The 18,399-nt window shown below is 49.4% G+C and carries 15 protein-coding genes and 1 pseudogene; 15 read left to right on the top strand and 1 reads right to left on the bottom strand.

The window, feature by feature from the left end:
• Positions 1-149 precede the first annotated feature (149 nt).
• The 11 genes and pseudogenes from sdaAB to AZ66_RS00570 all read left to right on the top strand — a co-directional run bounded on the left by sdaAB (position 150) and on the right by AZ66_RS00570 (position 13,087).
• A complete protein-coding gene (gene sdaAB / locus AZ66_RS00620; RefSeq protein ID WP_044353155.1) occupies positions 150-812 on the top strand; it encodes an L-serine ammonia-lyase, iron-sulfur-dependent subunit beta in 663 nt (220 codons plus the stop codon).
• A gap of 27 nt (positions 813-839) precedes the next feature.
• Positions 840-1,730 carry an L-serine ammonia-lyase, iron-sulfur-dependent, subunit alpha gene (sdaAA, locus tag AZ66_RS00615; protein WP_044353154.1) on the top strand — a complete coding sequence of 297 codons (891 nt, stop codon included), beginning with the start codon at positions 840-842 and terminating at the stop codon, positions 1,728-1,730.
• A gap of 182 nt (positions 1,731-1,912) precedes the next feature.
• Positions 1,913-2,965 (top strand): type 2 isopentenyl-diphosphate Delta-isomerase, encoded by a 1,053-nt coding sequence (gene fni / locus AZ66_RS00610; protein WP_021258932.1) that lies wholly within the window; start codon positions 1,913-1,915, stop codon positions 2,963-2,965.
• 303 nt (positions 2,966-3,268) lie between these two features.
• Positions 3,269-3,832 (top strand): ECF-type riboflavin transporter substrate-binding protein, encoded by a 564-nt coding sequence (locus tag AZ66_RS00605; RefSeq protein ID WP_021257200.1) that lies wholly within the window; start codon positions 3,269-3,271, stop codon positions 3,830-3,832.
• Positions 3,833-3,870: 38 nt separating this feature from the next.
• Positions 3,871-5,582: pseudogene (locus AZ66_RS00600) on the top strand (ABC transporter ATP-binding protein).
• Positions 5,575-6,402 carry an energy-coupling factor transporter transmembrane component T family protein gene (locus tag AZ66_RS00595; RefSeq protein ID WP_021258930.1) on the top strand — a complete coding sequence of 276 codons (828 nt, stop codon included), beginning with the start codon at positions 5,575-5,577 and terminating at the stop codon, positions 6,400-6,402. The pseudogene AZ66_RS00600 and the gene AZ66_RS00595 overlap by 8 nt, the downstream one beginning before the upstream one ends.
• A 295-nt stretch (positions 6,403-6,697) precedes the next feature.
• A complete protein-coding gene (locus AZ66_RS00590) occupies positions 6,698-8,071 on the top strand; it encodes an ABC transporter substrate-binding protein (RefSeq protein ID WP_021258929.1) in 1,374 nt (457 codons plus the stop codon).
• A 119-nt stretch (positions 8,072-8,190) separates the two neighbouring features.
• Positions 8,191-9,084, top strand: coding sequence for a carbohydrate ABC transporter permease (locus tag AZ66_RS00585; RefSeq protein WP_044353153.1), 894 nt, complete (start codon positions 8,191-8,193; stop codon positions 9,082-9,084).
• A gap of 117 nt (positions 9,085-9,201) precedes the next feature.
• On the top strand, positions 9,202-10,005 hold the full coding sequence (locus AZ66_RS00580) for a carbohydrate ABC transporter permease (protein ID WP_044353170.1): 804 nt from the start codon (positions 9,202-9,204) through the stop codon (positions 10,003-10,005).
• 246 nt (positions 10,006-10,251) lie between these two features.
• A complete protein-coding gene (locus tag AZ66_RS00575) occupies positions 10,252-11,604 on the top strand; it encodes a sodium-dependent transporter (protein WP_044353152.1) in 1,353 nt (450 codons plus the stop codon).
• Positions 11,605-11,851: 247 nt separating this feature from the next.
• Positions 11,852-13,087, top strand: a complete 1,236-nt coding sequence (locus tag AZ66_RS00570; protein WP_231586676.1) for a hypothetical protein — start codon at positions 11,852-11,854, stop codon at positions 13,085-13,087.
• 108 nt (positions 13,088-13,195) lie between these two features.
• On the opposite strand, the gene AZ66_RS31750 is transcribed toward AZ66_RS00570, so the two are convergent.
• A complete protein-coding gene (locus AZ66_RS31750) occupies positions 13,196-13,339 on the bottom strand; it encodes a hypothetical protein (protein WP_021257192.1) in 144 nt (47 codons plus the stop codon).
• A gap of 503 nt (positions 13,340-13,842) precedes the next feature.
• Here AZ66_RS31750 and ychF point away from each other — a divergent pair.
• From ychF to spoIIR, 4 genes are all read left to right on the top strand, one after another.
• A complete protein-coding gene (ychF, locus tag AZ66_RS00565; protein ID WP_021258923.1) occupies positions 13,843-14,943 on the top strand; it encodes a redox-regulated ATPase YchF in 1,101 nt (366 codons plus the stop codon).
• A 206-nt stretch (positions 14,944-15,149) separates the two neighbouring features.
• Positions 15,150-16,223 carry a peptide chain release factor 1 gene (gene prfA / locus AZ66_RS00560; RefSeq protein ID WP_044353169.1) on the top strand — a complete coding sequence of 358 codons (1,074 nt, stop codon included), beginning with the start codon at positions 15,150-15,152 and terminating at the stop codon, positions 16,221-16,223.
• On the top strand, positions 16,220-17,173 hold the full coding sequence (prmC, locus tag AZ66_RS00555) for a peptide chain release factor N(5)-glutamine methyltransferase (RefSeq protein ID WP_082061388.1): 954 nt from the start codon (positions 16,220-16,222) through the stop codon (positions 17,171-17,173). Before prfA ends, prmC begins: the two co-directional genes overlap by 4 nt.
• Positions 17,174-17,409: 236 nt before the next feature.
• Positions 17,410-18,174 carry a stage II sporulation protein R gene (gene spoIIR, locus AZ66_RS00550; protein ID WP_044353151.1) on the top strand — a complete coding sequence of 255 codons (765 nt, stop codon included), beginning with the start codon at positions 17,410-17,412 and terminating at the stop codon, positions 18,172-18,174.
• The last annotated feature ends 225 nt before the right edge of the window (positions 18,175-18,399 follow it).

The following is an 18,399-nucleotide window of genomic DNA, read 5'->3' as shown; positions in this document are numbered from 1 at the left end:
TGCAGCGCATTAGCAGATAGGCGAGAAGCAGAAGCGGATCTTATTGCATCTCATGCCTATACTGTTTATGCGCTGATAGCTATGTAATGAAAGATCGTGACCAAGCGTGTGCATGATGAGAAGGGGATGTCGACGAAGGGGGAAGCGCGATGAAATATCGCAGTGTATTTGACATTATCGGCCCAATCATGGTGGGGCCATCCAGCTCGCATACAGCGGGAGCAGCGAAGATTGGTCGATTGGCAAGAAGTATTTTCGGCAGACAGCCGAAGCGGGTTCATATCTCCCTATACGGCTCATTCGCTGAGACTTACCGGGGGCATGCAACAGATGTTGCCATTGTTGCGGGTGTGCTCGATTACGATACGAACGATGCAAGATTGCCGGACTCATTGAAATATGCGGAAGAGGCAGGAATGGAAGTCATCATCACACCTGAGGAAGCTGTACCGGAGCATCCCAACACTGCCCGCATCCGGATGACGGACGAGCGCGATGAGATGGAGGTTGCAGGAATTTCAATCGGTGGCGGGAAGGTTGAAATTACAGAACTGGACGGGTTCAATCTGAAGCTCTCTGGACAGTGTCCTGCGATACTCGTTATGAACCATGACCGGTATGGAGTTATTGCGGGTGTGACCCATATATTGAGCGGAGAACAGGTGAATATCGGACATATGGAAGTAAGCCGCAAGGAGAAGGGGAAGATGGCGCTCATGGTCATTGAGACGGATGAGGCGATTGCCGAACCAATCCTGCAGCAAATTAGAGAGCTCCCTGGAGTAAATCGTGTGCTTCGTATGGAAGACTAAATACGATAGAAGGAAGGAGGAGTAGTTATGTTTCGCAATGTGGCGGAATTAATCGCAATTACTGAAGAACGACAGTGCAAAATCTCCGATGTGATGATTGAGCAGGAAATGGAAGTGCGTCAATGCTCGCGTGAGAAGGTGATCGAGCAGATGATGCGCAACTTGGATGTAATGGAGCAGGCAGTTGAGCGCGGCTTAGCAGGCGTTCGTTCCCATTCTGGGCTGACCGGCGGCGATGCGGTGAAGCTTCAACAATATATTCAATCTGGACAGTCCCTCTGTGGGGACACGCTGCTGGATGCCGTGAGCAAGGCGGTCGCTACGAATGAAGTCAATGCTGCAATGGGGCTTATCTGTGCTACGCCGACCGCGGGTTCGGCCGGGGTCGTTCCGGGTACCTTGTTCGCATTGAAGGACAAATTAAATCCTACCCGCGAGCAGATGGTGGAATTCCTGTTCACATCCGGAGCGTTCGGACTTGTCGTTGCGAACAATGCATCGATCAGCGGCGCAGCTGGCGGATGCCAGGCAGAAGTCGGATCAGCAGCTGGGATGGCTGCGGCTGCCATTGCCGAATTGGCAGGGGGAAGCCCTAAACAATCCGCACATGCGATGGCAATTGCGCTGAAGAACATGCTGGGGCTTGTATGCGATCCTGTTGCAGGTCTCGTGGAAGTGCCGTGTGTGAAACGAAATGCCATGGGCGCAGCGATTGCCATGGTCGCAGCAGATATGGCGCTGGCGGGTGTAGAGAGTGTCATCCCGTGCGATGAGGTGATTGAGGCGATGTTCCGCATTGGGCAGACGATGCCATCGACGATGCGGGAAACGGCGCGCGGAGGGCTTGCGGTTACGCCAACGGGAGAGCGATTGAAGCGGCAAATTTTCGGTGCGGAAGAACCGAAGGAAGAGGCTTAATCTTGAGGCATAATCGGGGAGCTTAATGCAACAGTGCAGCCCGACAGTGTTATCGAATAGGCGCAAGACTTAGGGAAATCAGGAAATAGGATTGCTGTGATTGACAGCGGATGAAGTGAGAATTGCAAACTTTAACTGACAGGCCATATACTGCACATACGATCAGGTGAGGAGGTGCGCCGATGCGGGAACGTCAGCCAGATTCGGCATCGTTGACCGAGCAGCGCAAGACAGAGCATATTCGAATATGCCTCGAACAACCAGTGAACGGAGTAGGGATAACAACAGGGCTGGAGCAATATCGCTTCGTCCATCAGGCACTGCCCGAAGTTGATTTTCGGGAGATCGAATTGAAGACAGAATGGCTTGGCAAGGAAGTTCGCACACCGCTGCTGATTAGCTCTATGACAGGAGGAAGCAGTCATGCGGCGCCAATCAATCGCAGGCTTGCTGTCGTGGCGGAAGCCCGTGGCTGGGCGATGGGTGTAGGCTCCGTACGCGCTGCGGTGGAGAATCCCGAGGTCGCGGGTACGTTCCGCATCCGTGACCTAGCCCCTACCATACCGTTATACTCCAATATTGGTGCCGTTCAGCTTAACGTTGGGATGGGAATTGAGCAGTGCCGCCGTGCGGTAGAGCTCGTCGAGGCGGACGGGCTTATTTTGCATTTGAATGCGATGCAGGAAGTGTTCCAGCCGGAGGGGGATGTCAATTTCTCCGGTCTGCTTCGCCGTATCGAGCAGCTATGCAGCGAGTTGGACGTGCCGGTCGGCGTGAAAGAGGTCGGCTGGGGCATTGCGCCGGATACAGCGAAGCAGCTTGTGGAAGCAGGCGTAGCCTTCATCGATGTTGCAGGGGCGGGTGGAACCTCATGGAGCCAGGTTGAGAAACTGCGTGCTCGCGATGCTGTCATGCAGCGTGCCGCGGAGGCCTTTGCCGATTGGGGCATTCCGACCGCAGTCAGTGTGCAGCAGGTACGCAAGGCGCTGCCGAATCAGCCTGTTATTGCGAGTGGAGGATTACATACAGGAGTCGATGCGGCCAAGTCGATTGCTCTTGGTGCCAATGTGGCTGGCTTCGGGCGCTCACTGCTTGCTGCAGCAGCAGATTCCGAAGAAGCGGTTGATAAGGTTCTGGCTCAGGTGGAAGCTGAGCTGCGGATTGCCATGTTCGGCATCGGGGTGCGCACGATACAAGAACTGCGTCATACAGAACGTATGGTTCGGCTGCTGTAATCGTCACAGTGGATTGAATATGTGATCGGCATAATTCGGGATAAACGGAATAATATCGTTATATCTATTGTTTTTATAGATAAAATATATAGTTTCCTCCCAATAATCCCTAGTTTTCGGTACAAAAGGCTAGAAAAACTCGATTTTGGAAAATAAAACCTGTATCCATACTATGGAAAATCCTTTATATTATGATTGGAATCACAATCTAACGTTCGGATTTAATAAAATCGTGATGAGGCCACCTCTCGAACGGGCGAGCGTCGATACCTATTTTGAGTGAGAAGGAAGGGTTGCATAAGGATGAAGCAATCAATTTTCGACTTTAACACCAAAACGGTAGTCGCCATCGGCATCGGGGCAGCATTGTACGGCTTGCTAAGCACAGTCACTATTCCGTTAGTGCCGCAGACCGGATTGCGTCCGGCAATTGCCATTCTGACCATCTTCGGAGCCATGTTTGGACCGATCGTTGGATTTTTGAGTGGAGCCATCGGGCATATCATTACTGATTTGACTTGGGGCGGCGGAACAATCTGGTGGACATGGGTGCTCGGGTCGGCTATATCCGGCTTTGGCATGGGACTTGTGTATTTGAATTCATCATTCAACATTAAGGAAGGGCGCTCCTCGAAGGGCAGCATTGTAGCATTGGCGATAACCGGATCGCTTGCGTTGGCTGTTGGTTTTGGTGTGTCCAGTATTTTGGATGTGTATTTGTTCGGAGAACCGGCAGATAAGATGTGGGTACAGTTTACGGCTTCCACGTTGGCGAATATTGGCGTTCACTTGGTGCTTGGATTGTTGGCTGTGCTGGCACTGCTTCAAATGAATCGCAACAATTCGAATTTGCGAGTGCAGAAATAATGCAGCGTTCAAGTTTGAAGACAGGAGCTACAGATTCAATGAAAGAACCGCTTATCTCGTTTCGAGATTTTAGCTTTCAATACCGTAGTTTGTCCGAACCGACATTGCGAAATGTGAACCTGGATATTTACCCAGGAGAAAAATATTAATTGCCGGCCCAAGCGGCTGCGGCAAATCGACCTTGGCCCATTGTATGAATGGGCTAATTCCTTTTACGTACAGTGGAACGATAACGGGAGAGTACACGCTTAAGGGGGAGCGTCCCTCTGAGCTTAGCATTTTTGAGATTAGCCGCAGCGTTGGAACAATCCTACAGGATCAGGATGGACAGTTTATTGGTCTGTCGGTTGGGGAAGACGTAGCGTTCGCTTTTGAAAATGATTGCATGAAAACGGCGGATATGAAGCCTAAGGTAACGAAGGCATTGGAAGTCGTGGACATGCTTCCTTATATCGATCATAGTCCGCATGAACTGTCGGGCGGTCAGAAGCAGCGTGTGTCACTGGCTGGTGTGCTGTCGATGGATGCGGATATTTTGCTGTTCGATGAGCCGCTTGCGAACCTGGATCCGGCAAGCGGCAAGCAGGCCATCGAGTTGATGGATCATATCCATAGCGAGACAAATAAGACGATTATTATTATTGAGCATCGGATTGAGGATGTACTGGAGCAGCATGTTGATCGCGTTGTCCTCATGTCAGAAGGTCGTATTGTTCAGATCGGAACGCCCGATGAGATGCTTGCTTCTTCTATCATGCAGCAGCATGGAATAAGAGAGCCTTTATATGTCTCTGCGCTGAAATATGCTGGCTATGTATGCAAGCCTGAGGACAAGCCATCTTCTCTACTTGCGATTAGCAATAATGACAAGGCAAGGGAATGCCTATCCAATTGGGTCGCTGGGGAAGGGGATGCCACTCGCCAGACAGAACGGACTTCGATGCTGGAGATGGATAATGTTCGCTTCTCTTATGACGGCGAACGGGAAGTGATTCGGGGAGTATCTCTGACGATTGGTGCTGGCGAGCGAATTGCACTGCTCGGGAACAATGGCGCAGGCAAATCCACGCTATCGCATTTGTTAACGGGAATAGCTACGCCGACGGCCGGCACGATCAAGCTAAATGGGGAAGATATCCGCTCGTGGTCGATTCGGAAAAGGGGCGGACATATCGGATATGTGATGCAGAACCCGAACCACATGATTACACAGCCTATGATTCGTGAGGAAGTTGCCTTCGGACTGCGCATGCGAGGCATGAAGGAAGAAGAGGTCATGGCGCGCGTTGAGGAGACACTGCGTATATGCGGTCTATACGGATATCGGGAATGGCCGGTATCTGCGCTCAGTTATGGACAGAAGAAGCGGGTGACCATTGCTTCGATTTTAGCCATGAAGCCGAGTCTTATGATCCTGGACGAGCCGACAGCAGGTCAAGATCATAAGCACTATACGGAGTTTATGAGTTTTATTTCTGAGCTGGCGGACAGTGGCATGTCCTTCCTGTTCATTACCCATGATATGCACTTAGCCTTGGAATATACGGAGCGTGCAGCTGTATTATGCAATGGGGAGCTGATTGCAATTGGCGATACCGCTCATGTACTGACCCACATGGAGGCGATTGAACGAGCCAATGTGAAGGAGACCTCACTTGGCACACTTGCCCGTCTGACTGGCGTGTGCGAGCCGGAGGCACTTGTGCGCAAATTCATCGACCACGAGAAGCGGGTGAAGCATCATGAGTAAGTCAGGTATGCTCTATATTGAACGGGATACGCTGTTCCATCGTATGGATGGAGCAGCGAAGATGCTTGTGCTGGCTGTGTGGACTGTAATCGTATTTTTATTTCAGGATTTGCGCATTTTCGTGCCCCTGTTTGGGATTGGTCTTGTACTTCTTATCAACGCGCAGCTGCCATGGAAGCGAATTCGGCTGCTCGTCTGGCTGATGATCGTATTTAATATATTCAATTCTTTATTCAGTTTATTAATTACACCGGCTTATGGCAGCACATTGACAGGTACGACTACTGTGCTTCTCGATATGGGCTACAACGCATTGACGCTGGAGACCGTTATCTATGTATTTACATTGTCCATGAAGTATATGTCTCTTATGCCGATAACCGTCTTGTTCATCTATACGACGCATCCGACACGGATGGCGAGCAGCTTAAATCGAATCGGCGTTCCTTACAAAATCGCCTATGCGTTCAGTATCGCATTTCGCTATATTCCAGATTTGCAGGCGGAATTCCGGCATATCTCGAATGCCATGCAGGCGCGTGGACTTGGATTCGGCAAGGGTGAGGGCACGATTATGCAGCGCCTTAAGCATTTTGTATCCATTACGACACCGCTCGTACTCTCCTCGCTGCATCGCATTGAGACGATATCGAATGCAATGGATCTGCGCGGCTTCGGGAAACATTCGAAGCGTACGTGGTTCTCGTCGACGGAATGGCATCGTGAAGATTATATCGTGGTCATTGTCAGCGTACTCGTGCTTGCCGCAGCGATTATATGGCGGGTGCAAGGGTTCGGGACATTTTGGTATCCATTTTAACGAATTCGTTACGAAGGAATCGTAACGTATATACACCCTCTTGGGTTCCTCTAGGATAGAGCATGCATGATGCTGTGCATGACTATCTGGGACACCTGGGAGGGTGTTTTTTGTTTTTTTGACCCCGGATCGTGGACTTAATGGAATCATTGGAATCTACTTGGGAATCTATCATTAACAAAACATTTATATGGAATTAACACTCTCTTGCTAGAGCAAGGTTATGGTATGAAAGGGTGGTGTAAGACATACCATCTCAATAAGGACGATACTGGAAAAGGGGAGAACACGGAATATGCAAATGCGCTCTAAGTGGATGCTACTTCTGTTTATGTGCTTTACACTGCTGGTAGGCTGCGGCCAGTCAGGGACAGCAGGAGGAACACAGACGCCAGAGAAAGGTACGACGCAGGAGGGGGCGACTACAGCTCCAGCCGATAACGCAGCCACACCGAAGGATGAGAATGTGGAGTTAACATTCTATTTTCCTATCGCAGTTGGTGGTCCACTGACGAAAGTGGTTGAGGGTATGACGGCGAAGTTCACCGAGAAGCACCCGAATATCACAGTGAAGCCTGTTTATACAGGCAGCTATGCAGATACGACGACAAAGATTCAGGCTGGCATCCAAGCAAAACAGCCGCCGGATGTAGCGGTTATGCTGTCTACGGAACTGTTCAGCATGTTGGATACGAATGCAATCCTTCCGCTTGATGATTTTATCGCGAAGGAAGGCAACGGTTTCCTTGATGATTTCTACCCGGCTTTCATGGCGAACTCGCAAGTTGAGAACAAGACATACAGTATCCCTTTCCAACGCAGTACTATCGTTCTTTATTACAATAAAGATGCTTTCAAAGAAGTCGGCCTAAACCCGGATCAACCGCCGAAGACTTGGGCTGAGCTTACAGAATATGCAACGAAGCTGAAAAAAGACGGTCGCCAAGGCATCGAGGTGCCAGGATCCGGATTTGCTTATTGGATGTTCCAACTGTTCTCCTTGCAGAACATGGCTGATCCAAAAGGCAACCTCATGTCCCAAGACGGCAAGAAAGTATTCTTCGATACACCAGAGAATGTAGAAGCATTGCAGTATTGGCAAGACCTGTCGAAGAAGCATAAGGTAATGCCGGAAGGTATTGTAGAATGGGCAACAGTTCCTACAGACTTCTTAGAGCAGAAGACTGCTATGATGATTCATACTACGGGCAACCTGACGAATGTGAAGAATAACGCTAAATTCGACTTCGGTGTTGCATTCCTGCCGATGAACAAGCAGTACGGTTCACCTACAGGCGGCGGTAACTTGTATATCTTCAAGGACATCGATCCGAAGAAACAAGCAGCAGCATGGGAATTCATTAAGTTCATGACAGAGCCGGAGCAAGCTGCTCAATGGAGTATTGACACTGGCTATGTTGGTGTCCGCAAGTCAGCGTACGACACAGATGTGATGAAGAAATATGCAGCTGAGTTCCCGCAAGCAGTTGTTGCACGTGATCAATTGGAGCACGCTTATGCGGAATTGTCTACGCACAACAATGGTAAAGTCTCCAAGGCGTTGACGGATCAAGTGCAAGCGGTGCTGACAGGCACGACGGATCCGGCATCTGCATTGAAGAAGGCACAGGAAGAGGCTGATCGCGCACTGAAGCCGTTCAACAAGTAATACACGCTCAAGATGCAATCGCATGCCTTATGTGCGTGCTGTATCGGCAGGGCTTAGGCCCTGCCGATTTATATACATCATGAACTTACTAGAATTCATTGGAGAAGGAGGTCAGGATAATGACCGCCAAATGGAAAGAACGTCTATCCCGCAATACATTGGCATGGGCGCTGCTGCTCCCGTCCCTGTTGTTCCTCATGCTCTTCACCTATTATCCAATGCTGAAGACAGCCTGGCTCAGTATGTATCAATCTGACCTGGCTACACCAGAGCCGATATTTGTAGGGCTTGATAATTTTACCATACTGTTCCAGGACCCTGTATTCCAGAAAGTATTCAGCAATAATATATGGTTTGCGATTGGCACAGTGCCTACTTCCATGGCGCTTGCTTTCATTATGGCGCTGTTCGCTGATAAGGCATTAGCGGGACGTTCATTCTCTCGTGTGGCATTTTTCTATCCGAATATGATTCCAATGATCGCGGTAGCGAATATTTGGCTGTTTATATACACACCTCAGTATGGTTTGTTGGCTCAACTGGCGAAGTGGGTTGGACAGTCGGCGGACATGAATATGCTAGGGCATCCCGATACAGTCATGTGGGCTATGATCGGCATGATGATTTGGAAGGAAGCCGGATACTTCATGATCTTCTACTTGGCCGGACTTCAGAATATTCCGAAGGACTTATATGAATCGGCCTCGGTAGACGGCATTGGTACTTGGAAGGTAACGACACGGATTACAATCCCGTTGACGATGCCTACTACGCTGTTCGTAGCAGTTGTAGCGTTGACGAATGCATTCAAGCTTGTGGATCATTTGTGGATTATGACCAAGGGTGGTCCAGACAATGCGAGCAGCCTGCTTCTGTATCACATTTATGACACAGCCTTCAGCTTCTACGATCAAGGAATGGCGGCGACCATGACTGTCATTATGATCGCACTGCTCTTGGTACTGTCATCACTACAATTTTTCGGCTGGGATCGCAAGATCCATTATCAATAAAGGAGGCGCCTTATGGACAAATCAGTTGGGATCAACGCAGAATTTAGTACAGGCGCCGTAGGCCGTAGGCCACCTTTATCGGATCGAGCCTTGAAGTTCGAACGGACGAAGCGCCGGATGAAGCAGTGGCTCTGGCATGCGATTATGCTCGTGGTCAGCGTCGTATGGTTTGTGCCGCTCATCTGGATGTTATGGACGGCATTCCGCCCCAAGGATGCGGGCATGAATTCATTCTGGTCGTGGGAGTGGACGTTAGCTAACTTTGCAAAGGTATGGGAAGGTGCTCCATTTGCCCAGTATTATTTGAACACCTTCACGATTGCAGGAGGAGTGTTGCTTGCGCAGCTGCTCAGCCTAACACTGGCTGCTTATGCATTTGCACGCCTGCGCTTCTTCGGGAAAGACGCTGTGTTTATGCTGTTCTTGGTACAACTTATGGTGCCAGCGGATGTTCTTATTTTCTCGAACTACCATGTATTGAAGGAGTTTGGTTTGCTAGATACGAAGCTGGGCATCATGCTACCGTACTTCGCATCAGCGTTCGGGATATTCCTGCTCCGCCAGACATTTAAGCAGCTGCCGCTTGAGTTGGAGGAAGCAGCGATGGTGGAAGGCTGCTCTCGCATGGGCATCTTATGGCGCATCTTCGTGCCGTTGTCTGCCCCTGTATATATATCATTTGCGGTTGTATCGGTCAGCTATCAGTGGAATAACTTTCTGTGGCCGCTGATTGTGACGAACTCCGTAGAGAATCGTCCGCTTACCGTGGGGCTTGCTATGTTTGCTCAATCTTTCGAGACGGGGGCGCAGTGGGCAGAAGTAAGTGCAGCAACATTGCTTGTTGTAGGGCCGCTAATTCTTGGATTTTTGCTGTTCCAGCGCAAGTTTATTAGCAGCTTCATGCACTCAGGAATTAAGTAAGAGCCACTCTTGGCTGCACGGATATGAATAGCACGATCTAAGGCGCTCTTTGGCTGCTCACACAGCACAAGGGGTGCCTTTTTTCATATGGATGCTGCAGGGAGATTGCTATGCTTGAGGTAGGCTGGAGGATTTGAGAAATATTACATTCGATTCGGAGCGCATTTTTGAATAAAATGGAGTTTATCTCAGTCCTTGGGGCACCCTAGAAAATACAGCAGGAAAGAAGGAGTGGCATACGAATTTATGTCAAAGAAGCAATTACAGCAGGATCCTCAGAAGGGAAATAAGTCGGAGCAATTCAGCTCTGCAGGATTTATATTGGCCGCTATCGGCAGTTCAGTCGGGCTGGGCAACATGTGGAAGTTCCCATACGTTACGGGGCAAAATGGAGGAGGAGCATTCTTCCTATTATTCATCGCCTGTCTCTTAATTGTTGGCTTGCCAGTGTTGCTTGGCGAACTGGCTGTTGGACGTGGCGGACGCGGTGACGCAGTCTCTGCTTTCACCACTTTATCACGCAGAAGAGGATGGGGCGTACTGGGCTTTATCGCCGTATTGGCTGCCTTCCTGATTATGACGTATTACAGCACGATCGCGGGATGGACGCTCCATTATGCAGTTGAGTCGGTATCAGGAATTTTATTTCAAAGTAGTGATTATGCGGAACACTTCAAGCTCTTCACCGGAGGGATGATGCCGATTGTCTGGCAGATCGTCGTGTTTGTCTTAACCGGATTCATCATTGCCAGAGGGATATCTGGTGGTATTGAGAAGTTCAATAAGATTGTTATTCCGGGCCTGCTCATCATTTTATTGGTTATGATGGTGCGTACGCTTACGCTGGACGGCGCTGCTGAAGGAATCTCTTACTTCCTGAAGCCTGACTTCTCACAGTTGACCTTCCATTCCGCACTGATGGCATTGGGGCTTGCATTTTTCTCCTTGTCACTTGGTATGGGGGCCATGCTGACGTATGGTGCATACGTAGACAAGCATCAATCGCTGCCACTTGCGACTGTTGCAGTAGGAGCAGGTGATTTAATCTATGCGCTTATTGCAGGGTTGATCATCTTCCCAACGATATTTACATTTGGAATTGAACCGGATTCCGGGCCGGGACTTGTCTTCGTGGCTCTCCCTGCAGCATTTGCCTCAATGCCTTATGGTGCATTGTTCGGCGGCTTGTTCTTCTTGCTCCTGGCAATTGCTGCGGTTACGTCTTGCTTGGCCCTTGCGGAAGTGCCTGTAGCCTATATCATGCGGCGCTACAACTTGGGGCGTGGCAAGGCAACCTCCTATGTGATTGCTGCCATGTACATCCTCGGTCTTCCGTGCACGCTGTCAGCGGGAGGGGTTCTGGAGGGAGCGACACTGGGCGGCCGTAACTTCTTCCAATGGATTGATTTCCTGACCTCGAATGTCATGCTGCCACTGGGTGGTTTGTTCGTAACGCTGCTTGTCGGATACGCATGGAAGCAGTCCGGAGAAGAGACGGGTCTCTCTCCCGTATGGAGAAGTATATGGCTGTTCACGATGCGTATTATAGCTCCTGTGCTCATAATATTGATTTTCTTGTCGTCGATCGGCTTGGTCTAAATTAGAAATGCCGAACAACGCCCCAGATGGCTGGATGAGCCTTCCGGGGCGTTGTTTTGTATTGCCTATTCATCTAAAGGGGGAGAATGTCATGCTACTTATCATTCACCAATCAGTGCTGATTTGAATCATCTTTGAATATGATTTCTTAACATACACTTGCACGGCTGCGGGCTGTTTCTGCTGATGTGTTCTTTTTTCGACATATTTCGATAAAACTATTCCAAAGTTGACATGAGATGATATAATGGAAATTAAAACCACAGCCCCTGTAACTCGGGCGGCTTATGGAGGCGTAGAGAAAATGGGCTTGGCTAATGGGGCAGGATCGGTATATTCGTTCGGCTCAGAAGACAATGTGCCGGAATTGCTCTGTGTCATGGAGAACGGATCGATGGAGCAATCGGCGGAGGCGGCTCAAGCATTATTCGAGCAGCTGTGCATGGAGCATGGTGTCCATGAAGCAACTAGTGCGCTGATCGAGCCGCTCTTGGATATTTTGACCGTACGATATAAGTCGGTTGCGAAGGCATCCATCTTGAATGGGATAGCGCAAGTACTGCGAACGGTGATGGACAGCCATCTTCCATTTGGGGTGACACCCTCTCGATATCGTCATGCTGATGATGCGGAGACTAGAGATATTGCCTCTCAGGTGGAGCAGAGCTGGTTTCACGTACTTCGTGAGCGCTATGCAGACTGGACGTCTCTCATTCACGAAGATGATCGAACAGCAGTGCAGGTGATTTATGTACTGCATTTGCTCCAATGGACAGATGAGGCTGTTGAGGATACGCTGCAGGAGGCTTCCTTCCATGGCCTTACAGCACGTGTGCGCCTTAATGGCTTGCTTGCGTTGGCAGATTATCGGCACCGTATCGGTAAGCCATTCAACCCATCCATAGCGTTCGGACAGCATCAAGACGATGAGCTTCACGAAGCGATTCGCGCTGTATGCGTAGCTGTTACCGCTCCTGAGTCACTAGGTCTTCTGGAGATGAGCAAGCTCATATCGGGGTGTGCGTTGCCTCGTCTGGATCGCATTCAGTTCCCGTGGGCGGACGGCGCTATTGCGTCGGTATGTGCGCAAGCTGCATGTCACTCCTTAAGTAAGGGGACAACCTTGGATGAACGAGCTGCTTTTTGGAAAGAAGCATTGGAGAAGACGATATCTGCTCATCAGCGCCGCTCACGGCAGGTAGTATGGGAGATAGGTGAGTCAACGGTTCAGTGGGATGAGGAGTGGCTGCAATGGAACTGGAACAGCCCGATGCTTGTCGCAGATGGCATGCTGTATTCTTTATTCCAGACGCCAGGTCAAGAGGGTGGCGTTATGCAGAAGCAGGAAGATGGAACGGTATCGATCCATCCTGCAGCTGCACGTGTCATTAAGGTATGCTTGCAAAATCAAGTCGATATGCCGAATGCAGAACGCTACGGAGCGGGTACGACGATTCGTTCGCTGTATCGATTCATCACATAAGAGAACCCTTGCTAGGTTAAGCCTACCTTCGGTTGTAAACGCAGGTAGATCGATTGGACAAGTTATGATGTGAATACACAATTGGACATTGAAGCTGGCAAGACGGAACTAGTCCGTCTTTTTCTTTTTCTCGGAGAAAGGTGTTACGGATTTTGCCCCTTCAATGGTGTCATTTACGAACGCCATATCTTGATTTTTCGCTTTCATTGCCGTAGTGCCTTTATAATTGCCACGATGCGATTTATTCTCCATAGTTGTGCCCCTCACTTTACTCAAAAATGATGGAAATTGAATGTTGGATCCAGCTACAGCAATAGTATGTTCGGTGCACAGTCTCCTTATCCAAGAAGAGCCAAGGCAAGGTGAAGGAAACGGTTGACATAGATATTAGACAACGCTACCTCCAAAAAAATTTAAGATTTGGCTGCAAGCGGATGAAGACGTAATTGGCTTCAGACAAGCAGCTTGGGTAATGATTTATTATTCCGAACAATAAAAATTGCTAAGATCTCAGAAGTCTCTACTGGCTTTTCTGCTCTCCTAAAGTGAGAAAAAGTTGACAATACGGAAAAAATCTAGTCGATGACTAGGTTTTTTTTGCGTTGTTGGTTATAATGGTTAAGGAATTTTTGCGTGTTTTTTACACGCGTCTTAGCGATACATGAAGCATAATTGATAGACTAGGTTTATGATAGTAGTGTAATGTTCGAAACAATGGCTATTCAAATATACGGTCTAAGGAGTTGTACTTATAAATGGCATTAAAAGCAGGTATTGTTGGGCTGCCTAACGTCGGCAAATCGACGTTGTTCAATGCGATTACACAAGCAGGGGCTGAATCGGCGAACTATCCGTTCTGTACGATCGATCCGAATGTCGGCGTGGTAGAGGTTCCAGATGAGCGCTTGGATAAGCTGACTGAGTTGGTTGTTCCGAACCGTACAGTTCCAACAGCGTTTGAATTTGTTGATATTGCCGGTCTGGTACGCGGTGCGAGCAAGGGCGAAGGGCTTGGGAACAAGTTCTTGGCTCACATTCGTGAAGTAGATGCAATCGTACACGTTGTGCGCTGCTTCGAAGACGAAAATATTACGCATGTTGACGGAAAGGTTGACCCAGTTAGCGACATTCAAACGATCAATTTGGAGCTTGTTCTGGCGGATTTGGAATCGGTTGAGAAGCGTCTTGATCGCACAAAGAAGAACATGAAGAGCGGCGACAAGAAGTATGCGGCAGAGGCTGCTGTATTGGAGCGTTTGAAAGAGGCGTTGTACGATGATAAACCAGCACGCAGCTTGGAACTGAGCGACGAAGAAAAGGTGCTTGTACGCGACATGCACTTGCTCACAATGAAGCCGGTATTGTATGCGGCGAACGTAAGCGAAGATGGCGTGAAGGATGCGGATAGCAATCCATATGTACAGCAGGTACGTGACTTTGCCGCAGCTGAGAATGCGGAAGTTGTGCCGATTAGCGCAAAGGTAGAAGCAGAAATTGCCGAGCTTGAGGGCGAAGATAAGGAAATGTTCCTTGAAGAGCTTGGACTGGATGAGTCCGGTCTGAACCGCTTGATTAAGGCTGCTTATCGCTTGCTTGGTCTGTATACGTACTTTACAGCTGGTGTACAAGAAGTACGCGCTTGGACGATTCGCAAAGGGATGAAGGCCCCGCAAGCGGCAGGTGTTATTCACACCGACTTCGAGCGCGGCTTCATTCGTGCCGAAGTGGTCTCCTATAATGATCTAGTTGCTGGCGGTTCCATGAATGCGGTGAAGGAACAGGGTAAGCTAAGATTGGAAGGTAAGGAATACGTTGTTCAAGATGGCGATGTTATGCATTTCCGCTTCAACGTATAGCGCTTCTGCATCTTCGCTTGCTTAGTTAATGCAGTGAGATCATCTGCGCATTTTAATGCAGGTTGAGCGAAGGAACGGTTGCGGAAATGGTTATGGTGGAACGCCGTAATCATTCATTTATTGAAGCACGAACCATGATTGCGCAAATCAAGGTTCATGAATATACGTGGTAGTATCGAATTGGAGAAGAGAGGTGAGCGTGTATGATGTTAGATAGACTGCAATCCCTTGCGGATCGCTATGAGAAGTTGAGTGAATTGCTATGTGACCCGGATGTGGCGAACGAGCCGAAGAAGCTTCGTGAGTATTCGAAGGAGCAATCCGATCTGCAGCCAGCTTATGAAGCATTTATGGAATTTAAAAATGTACTTAGCGAACTGGATGCGGCGAAGGTAATGATGCAAGAGAAGCTTGACGATGAGATGCGCGAAATGGTGAAGATGGAAATCGAGGAACTGAGTGCGCGTCAAACGGAACTTGAGGAACGTATTCGTATTTTGCTGCTGCCGAAGGATCCGAATGATGACAAGAACGTGATCGTGGAAATTCGCGGTGCGGCAGGCGGTGATGAAGCTGCGCTCTTCGCTGCTGATTTATACCGCATGTACACGCGCTATGCGGATTCACAAGGATGGCGTACAGAGCTGATGGAAGCGAACATGAGCGATCTGGGCGGATTCAAAGAAGTTATCTTCTCGGTATCCGGTAAGGGTGCTTACAGCAAGCTGAAGTATGAGAGCGGCGCGCACCGTGTTCAACGCATACCGGCAACTGAATCAGGCGGACGTATTCATACGTCAACTTCGACTGTAGCTGTGATGCCAGAGGTCGATGAAGTAGAAGTCGAAATATTCGATAAGGATATTCGTGTTGATACATTCTGCTCTTCTGGTGCGGGCGGCCAGTCCGTCAACACAACGAAGTCGGCAGTACGTGTAACACATATTCCGACAGGAATCATGGCTACGTGTCAGGACGGGAAGTCTCAGAACGATAATAAGGCGAAGGCATTGCAAGTCTTGCGTGCCCGCATCTATGAAATTAAGCGGCATGAGGAAGAAGCCAAGTACGCTGGCGAGCGCAAAAGTAAGGTCGGAACGGGTGATCGCAGTGAACGTATTCGGACGTACAACTATCCTCAGAGCCGTGTGACAGATCATCGTATCGGCTTGACTCTGCATAAGCTTGATCAAATTATGAACGGCGATGTGGAGGAACTCATCCAAACGCTTACGCTGACTGAACAAGCGGAGCTGCTGGAAAGGGAGAATCAAGCATGAGTGAGCCTTGCGGACGGAATGAGGAGCGTGGTCAGCTAAATGCGGCAGACAGAGCTCCATATCGCCTCGCATGGCCTGCAACAATAAGAGAAGCCTGGGTACAGGCTTCTTCTTTTTTAGCAGAGAATGGAGTCGATGATGCTGCACATCATGCCGAACTGCTGCTGCGGCATGTACTGGGTATGGAGCGAGTCGCTTACTTGGTTGCATTGACAGAGTTGATGCCTGAAAAAGCAATTCCTGTCTTTGAATCGGCAGTGACACGGCGATCTGCGGGTGAGCCGACCCAATATATTATTGGGGATGCTTACTTCTATGGTTTGCCGTTCGAAGTGACGTCGGATGTGCTTATCCCAAGACCGGAGACTGAGCTCCTCGTAGAGGCGATTCTGACTGAAGCTGACCGGATCTGGTCGCAAGATGAACCACTTCATGTTGTGGATATTGGTACCGGCAGCGGTGCAATTGCTTGTACATTGGCACATGAGCGTCCACATTGGCATATCACGGCTGGCGATATCTCGCCAGGGGCGCTTGCTGTTGCGAAGCGAAATGCGGAGCGGCTTGGCGTTGCAGAGCGGATGTCGTGGAAACAGGGGGATCTGCTGGCGCCGCTCGCTGGTAGTGAATTGGACATTCTCGTATCCAATCCACCATATATACCGGCTGGTGATATCGCGGATCTGATGCGTGAGGTGCGCGACTATGAGCCGCGTACGGCGCTGGATGGTGGAGCGGATGGCTTGGATCCGTATCGACGGCTGGTCGCCATGCTGTCCGAGCTTGGCAAGGCTCCACGAATGATTGGCTTTGAAGTGGGTCAAGGACAAGCGCAAGATGTGGCGGCAATGCTCGCGCAAGCTGGTTATGATGAGAAGCTGATCATTGTGCCTGACCTGGCTGGTATTGAGCGCCATGTGATTGGTGTTAGAAGCTTAGGAGATATTTAACTCTATAAGGACTGTTCCATGACGCAGAACATATCTGCGACTAGGGCAGTCCTTTTTTATGCAATAAAAATTTGGGGATCGGTTCATAGGCTGCATAATAACCACCAGTTTCACATAAGACTTTGACGAATCTATTTATCTATCAAAAAAACAACTATTGATAGGTTTAAGGATCCTGCTCACGGACATACTGATAGACAAGAGGCGCGCCCAACCTCACAAGGAGCAGGATGAACATGAATTTTCGTGTGTTCGTACTCGGTCTCGCGATTGCTGTACTGGCAGCGGGAGCTTTGATGCGTTGGGATAATGGCCATGCGGAGGCCATTGATAATCAGAATACTCAGAAGCAAACGATAGAGAAGCGGGATCATATTCCTGAGGATGCGATTCGGCTGCGAATATTGGCCAACTCGGACGCCGATAACGATCAGCGTGTGAAGCGTATGGTTCGGGATCGGATTGTGGAGCAGATTAACGGCTGGCTTAAGACAGAAAAGAAGCCGGATACTCGGGAAAAAGCACGCAAGCTGATTGCAGGACATTTGGATGAACTGAAGCAGACGGCAGAGCATGTGCTGAACGAAGAAGGACTGGCGTATGGAGTCAAGGTGAAGCTTGGAGAGGTTTCCTTCCCTGCCAAGTGGTATGGAGGCGAAGTATATCCTGCCGGGATGTATGAAGCATTGCTCGTTACATTAGGCGAGGGAAGCGGACAGAATTGGTGGTGTGTCCTGTTCCCGCCGCTCTGCTTCGTCGATGGGAGTACGGCTCAAGCACAAGCTGGCGATGCGAAGTCCAAGTCAGCTGCGCCATCTAAGAGTGGAGAACAAGACAAGGGCGCTCTATCAGCTGAGGGAAATGCTCAGGCAGCAGACGGGAATGCTCAAGCCCATGCCGCAACAGAATCGGGCGGGACAGAAGTGAAGTTCTTTCTGTGGGAGGCTCTAGAGGCATTGTTTCGGTTGATTGGTTCCATTTTCAGTGCAATATTTGGGTAATCTAATTCAGTAGCTGTGTGCACTAGGTGTGCCTTCTGCTCGTCTGGACGTGCTGTCGCCATTATGGTACAACTAAAATAAGCAACAGTTATTTATAGATTCGAATTAGGTACGAATACGTGTGAAACTTCAATTTATGAAGATGCCGAAGCTTCTTTGGCATCTTTCTTGCGTTGCTCCCGCCTTTTCTTTTTTGTTGTCGACATCGGGGCGGGAGAGCATACA

This window comes from Paenibacillus sp. E194 (assembly GCF_000935845.1).
Classification (GTDB): domain Bacteria; phylum Bacillota; class Bacilli; order Paenibacillales; family Paenibacillaceae; genus Paenibacillus_B; species Paenibacillus_B alvei_B.
This window is presented reverse-complemented; position numbering and strand designations above follow the sequence as displayed.

What these genes read in the sequence shown, in the direction of transcription:
- sdaAB (WP_044353155.1), top strand. Translation starts at nt 150, where the DNA reads ATGAAATATCGCAGTGTATTTGACATTATCGGCCCAATCATGGTGGGG.
- sdaAA (WP_044353154.1), top strand. Translation starts at nt 840, where the DNA reads ATGTTTCGCAATGTGGCGGAATTAATCGCAATTACTGAAGAACGACAG.
- fni (WP_021258932.1), top strand. Translation starts at nt 1,913, where the DNA reads ATGCGGGAACGTCAGCCAGATTCGGCATCGTTGACCGAGCAGCGCAAG.
- AZ66_RS00605 (WP_021257200.1), top strand. Translation starts at nt 3,269, where the DNA reads ATGAAGCAATCAATTTTCGACTTTAACACCAAAACGGTAGTCGCCATC.
- AZ66_RS00595 (WP_021258930.1), top strand. Translation starts at nt 5,575, where the DNA reads ATGAGTAAGTCAGGTATGCTCTATATTGAACGGGATACGCTGTTCCAT.
- AZ66_RS00590 (WP_021258929.1), top strand. Translation starts at nt 6,698, where the DNA reads ATGCAAATGCGCTCTAAGTGGATGCTACTTCTGTTTATGTGCTTTACA.
- AZ66_RS00585 (WP_044353153.1), top strand. Translation starts at nt 8,191, where the DNA reads ATGACCGCCAAATGGAAAGAACGTCTATCCCGCAATACATTGGCATGG.
- AZ66_RS00580 (WP_044353170.1), top strand. Translation starts at nt 9,202, where the DNA reads ATGAAGCAGTGGCTCTGGCATGCGATTATGCTCGTGGTCAGCGTCGTA.
- AZ66_RS00575 (WP_044353152.1), top strand. Translation starts at nt 10,252, where the DNA reads ATGTCAAAGAAGCAATTACAGCAGGATCCTCAGAAGGGAAATAAGTCG.
- AZ66_RS00570 (WP_231586676.1), top strand. Translation starts at nt 11,852, where the DNA reads ATGGAAATTAAAACCACAGCCCCTGTAACTCGGGCGGCTTATGGAGGC.
- AZ66_RS31750 (WP_021257192.1), bottom strand. Translation starts at nt 13,339, where the DNA reads ATGGAGAATAAATCGCATCGTGGCAATTATAAAGGCACTACGGCAATG.
- ychF (WP_021258923.1), top strand. Translation starts at nt 13,843, where the DNA reads ATGGCATTAAAAGCAGGTATTGTTGGGCTGCCTAACGTCGGCAAATCG.
- prfA (WP_044353169.1), top strand. Translation starts at nt 15,150, where the DNA reads ATGTTAGATAGACTGCAATCCCTTGCGGATCGCTATGAGAAGTTGAGT.
- prmC (WP_082061388.1), top strand. Translation starts at nt 16,220, where the DNA reads ATGAGTGAGCCTTGCGGACGGAATGAGGAGCGTGGTCAGCTAAATGCG.
- spoIIR (WP_044353151.1), top strand. Translation starts at nt 17,410, where the DNA reads ATGAATTTTCGTGTGTTCGTACTCGGTCTCGCGATTGCTGTACTGGCA.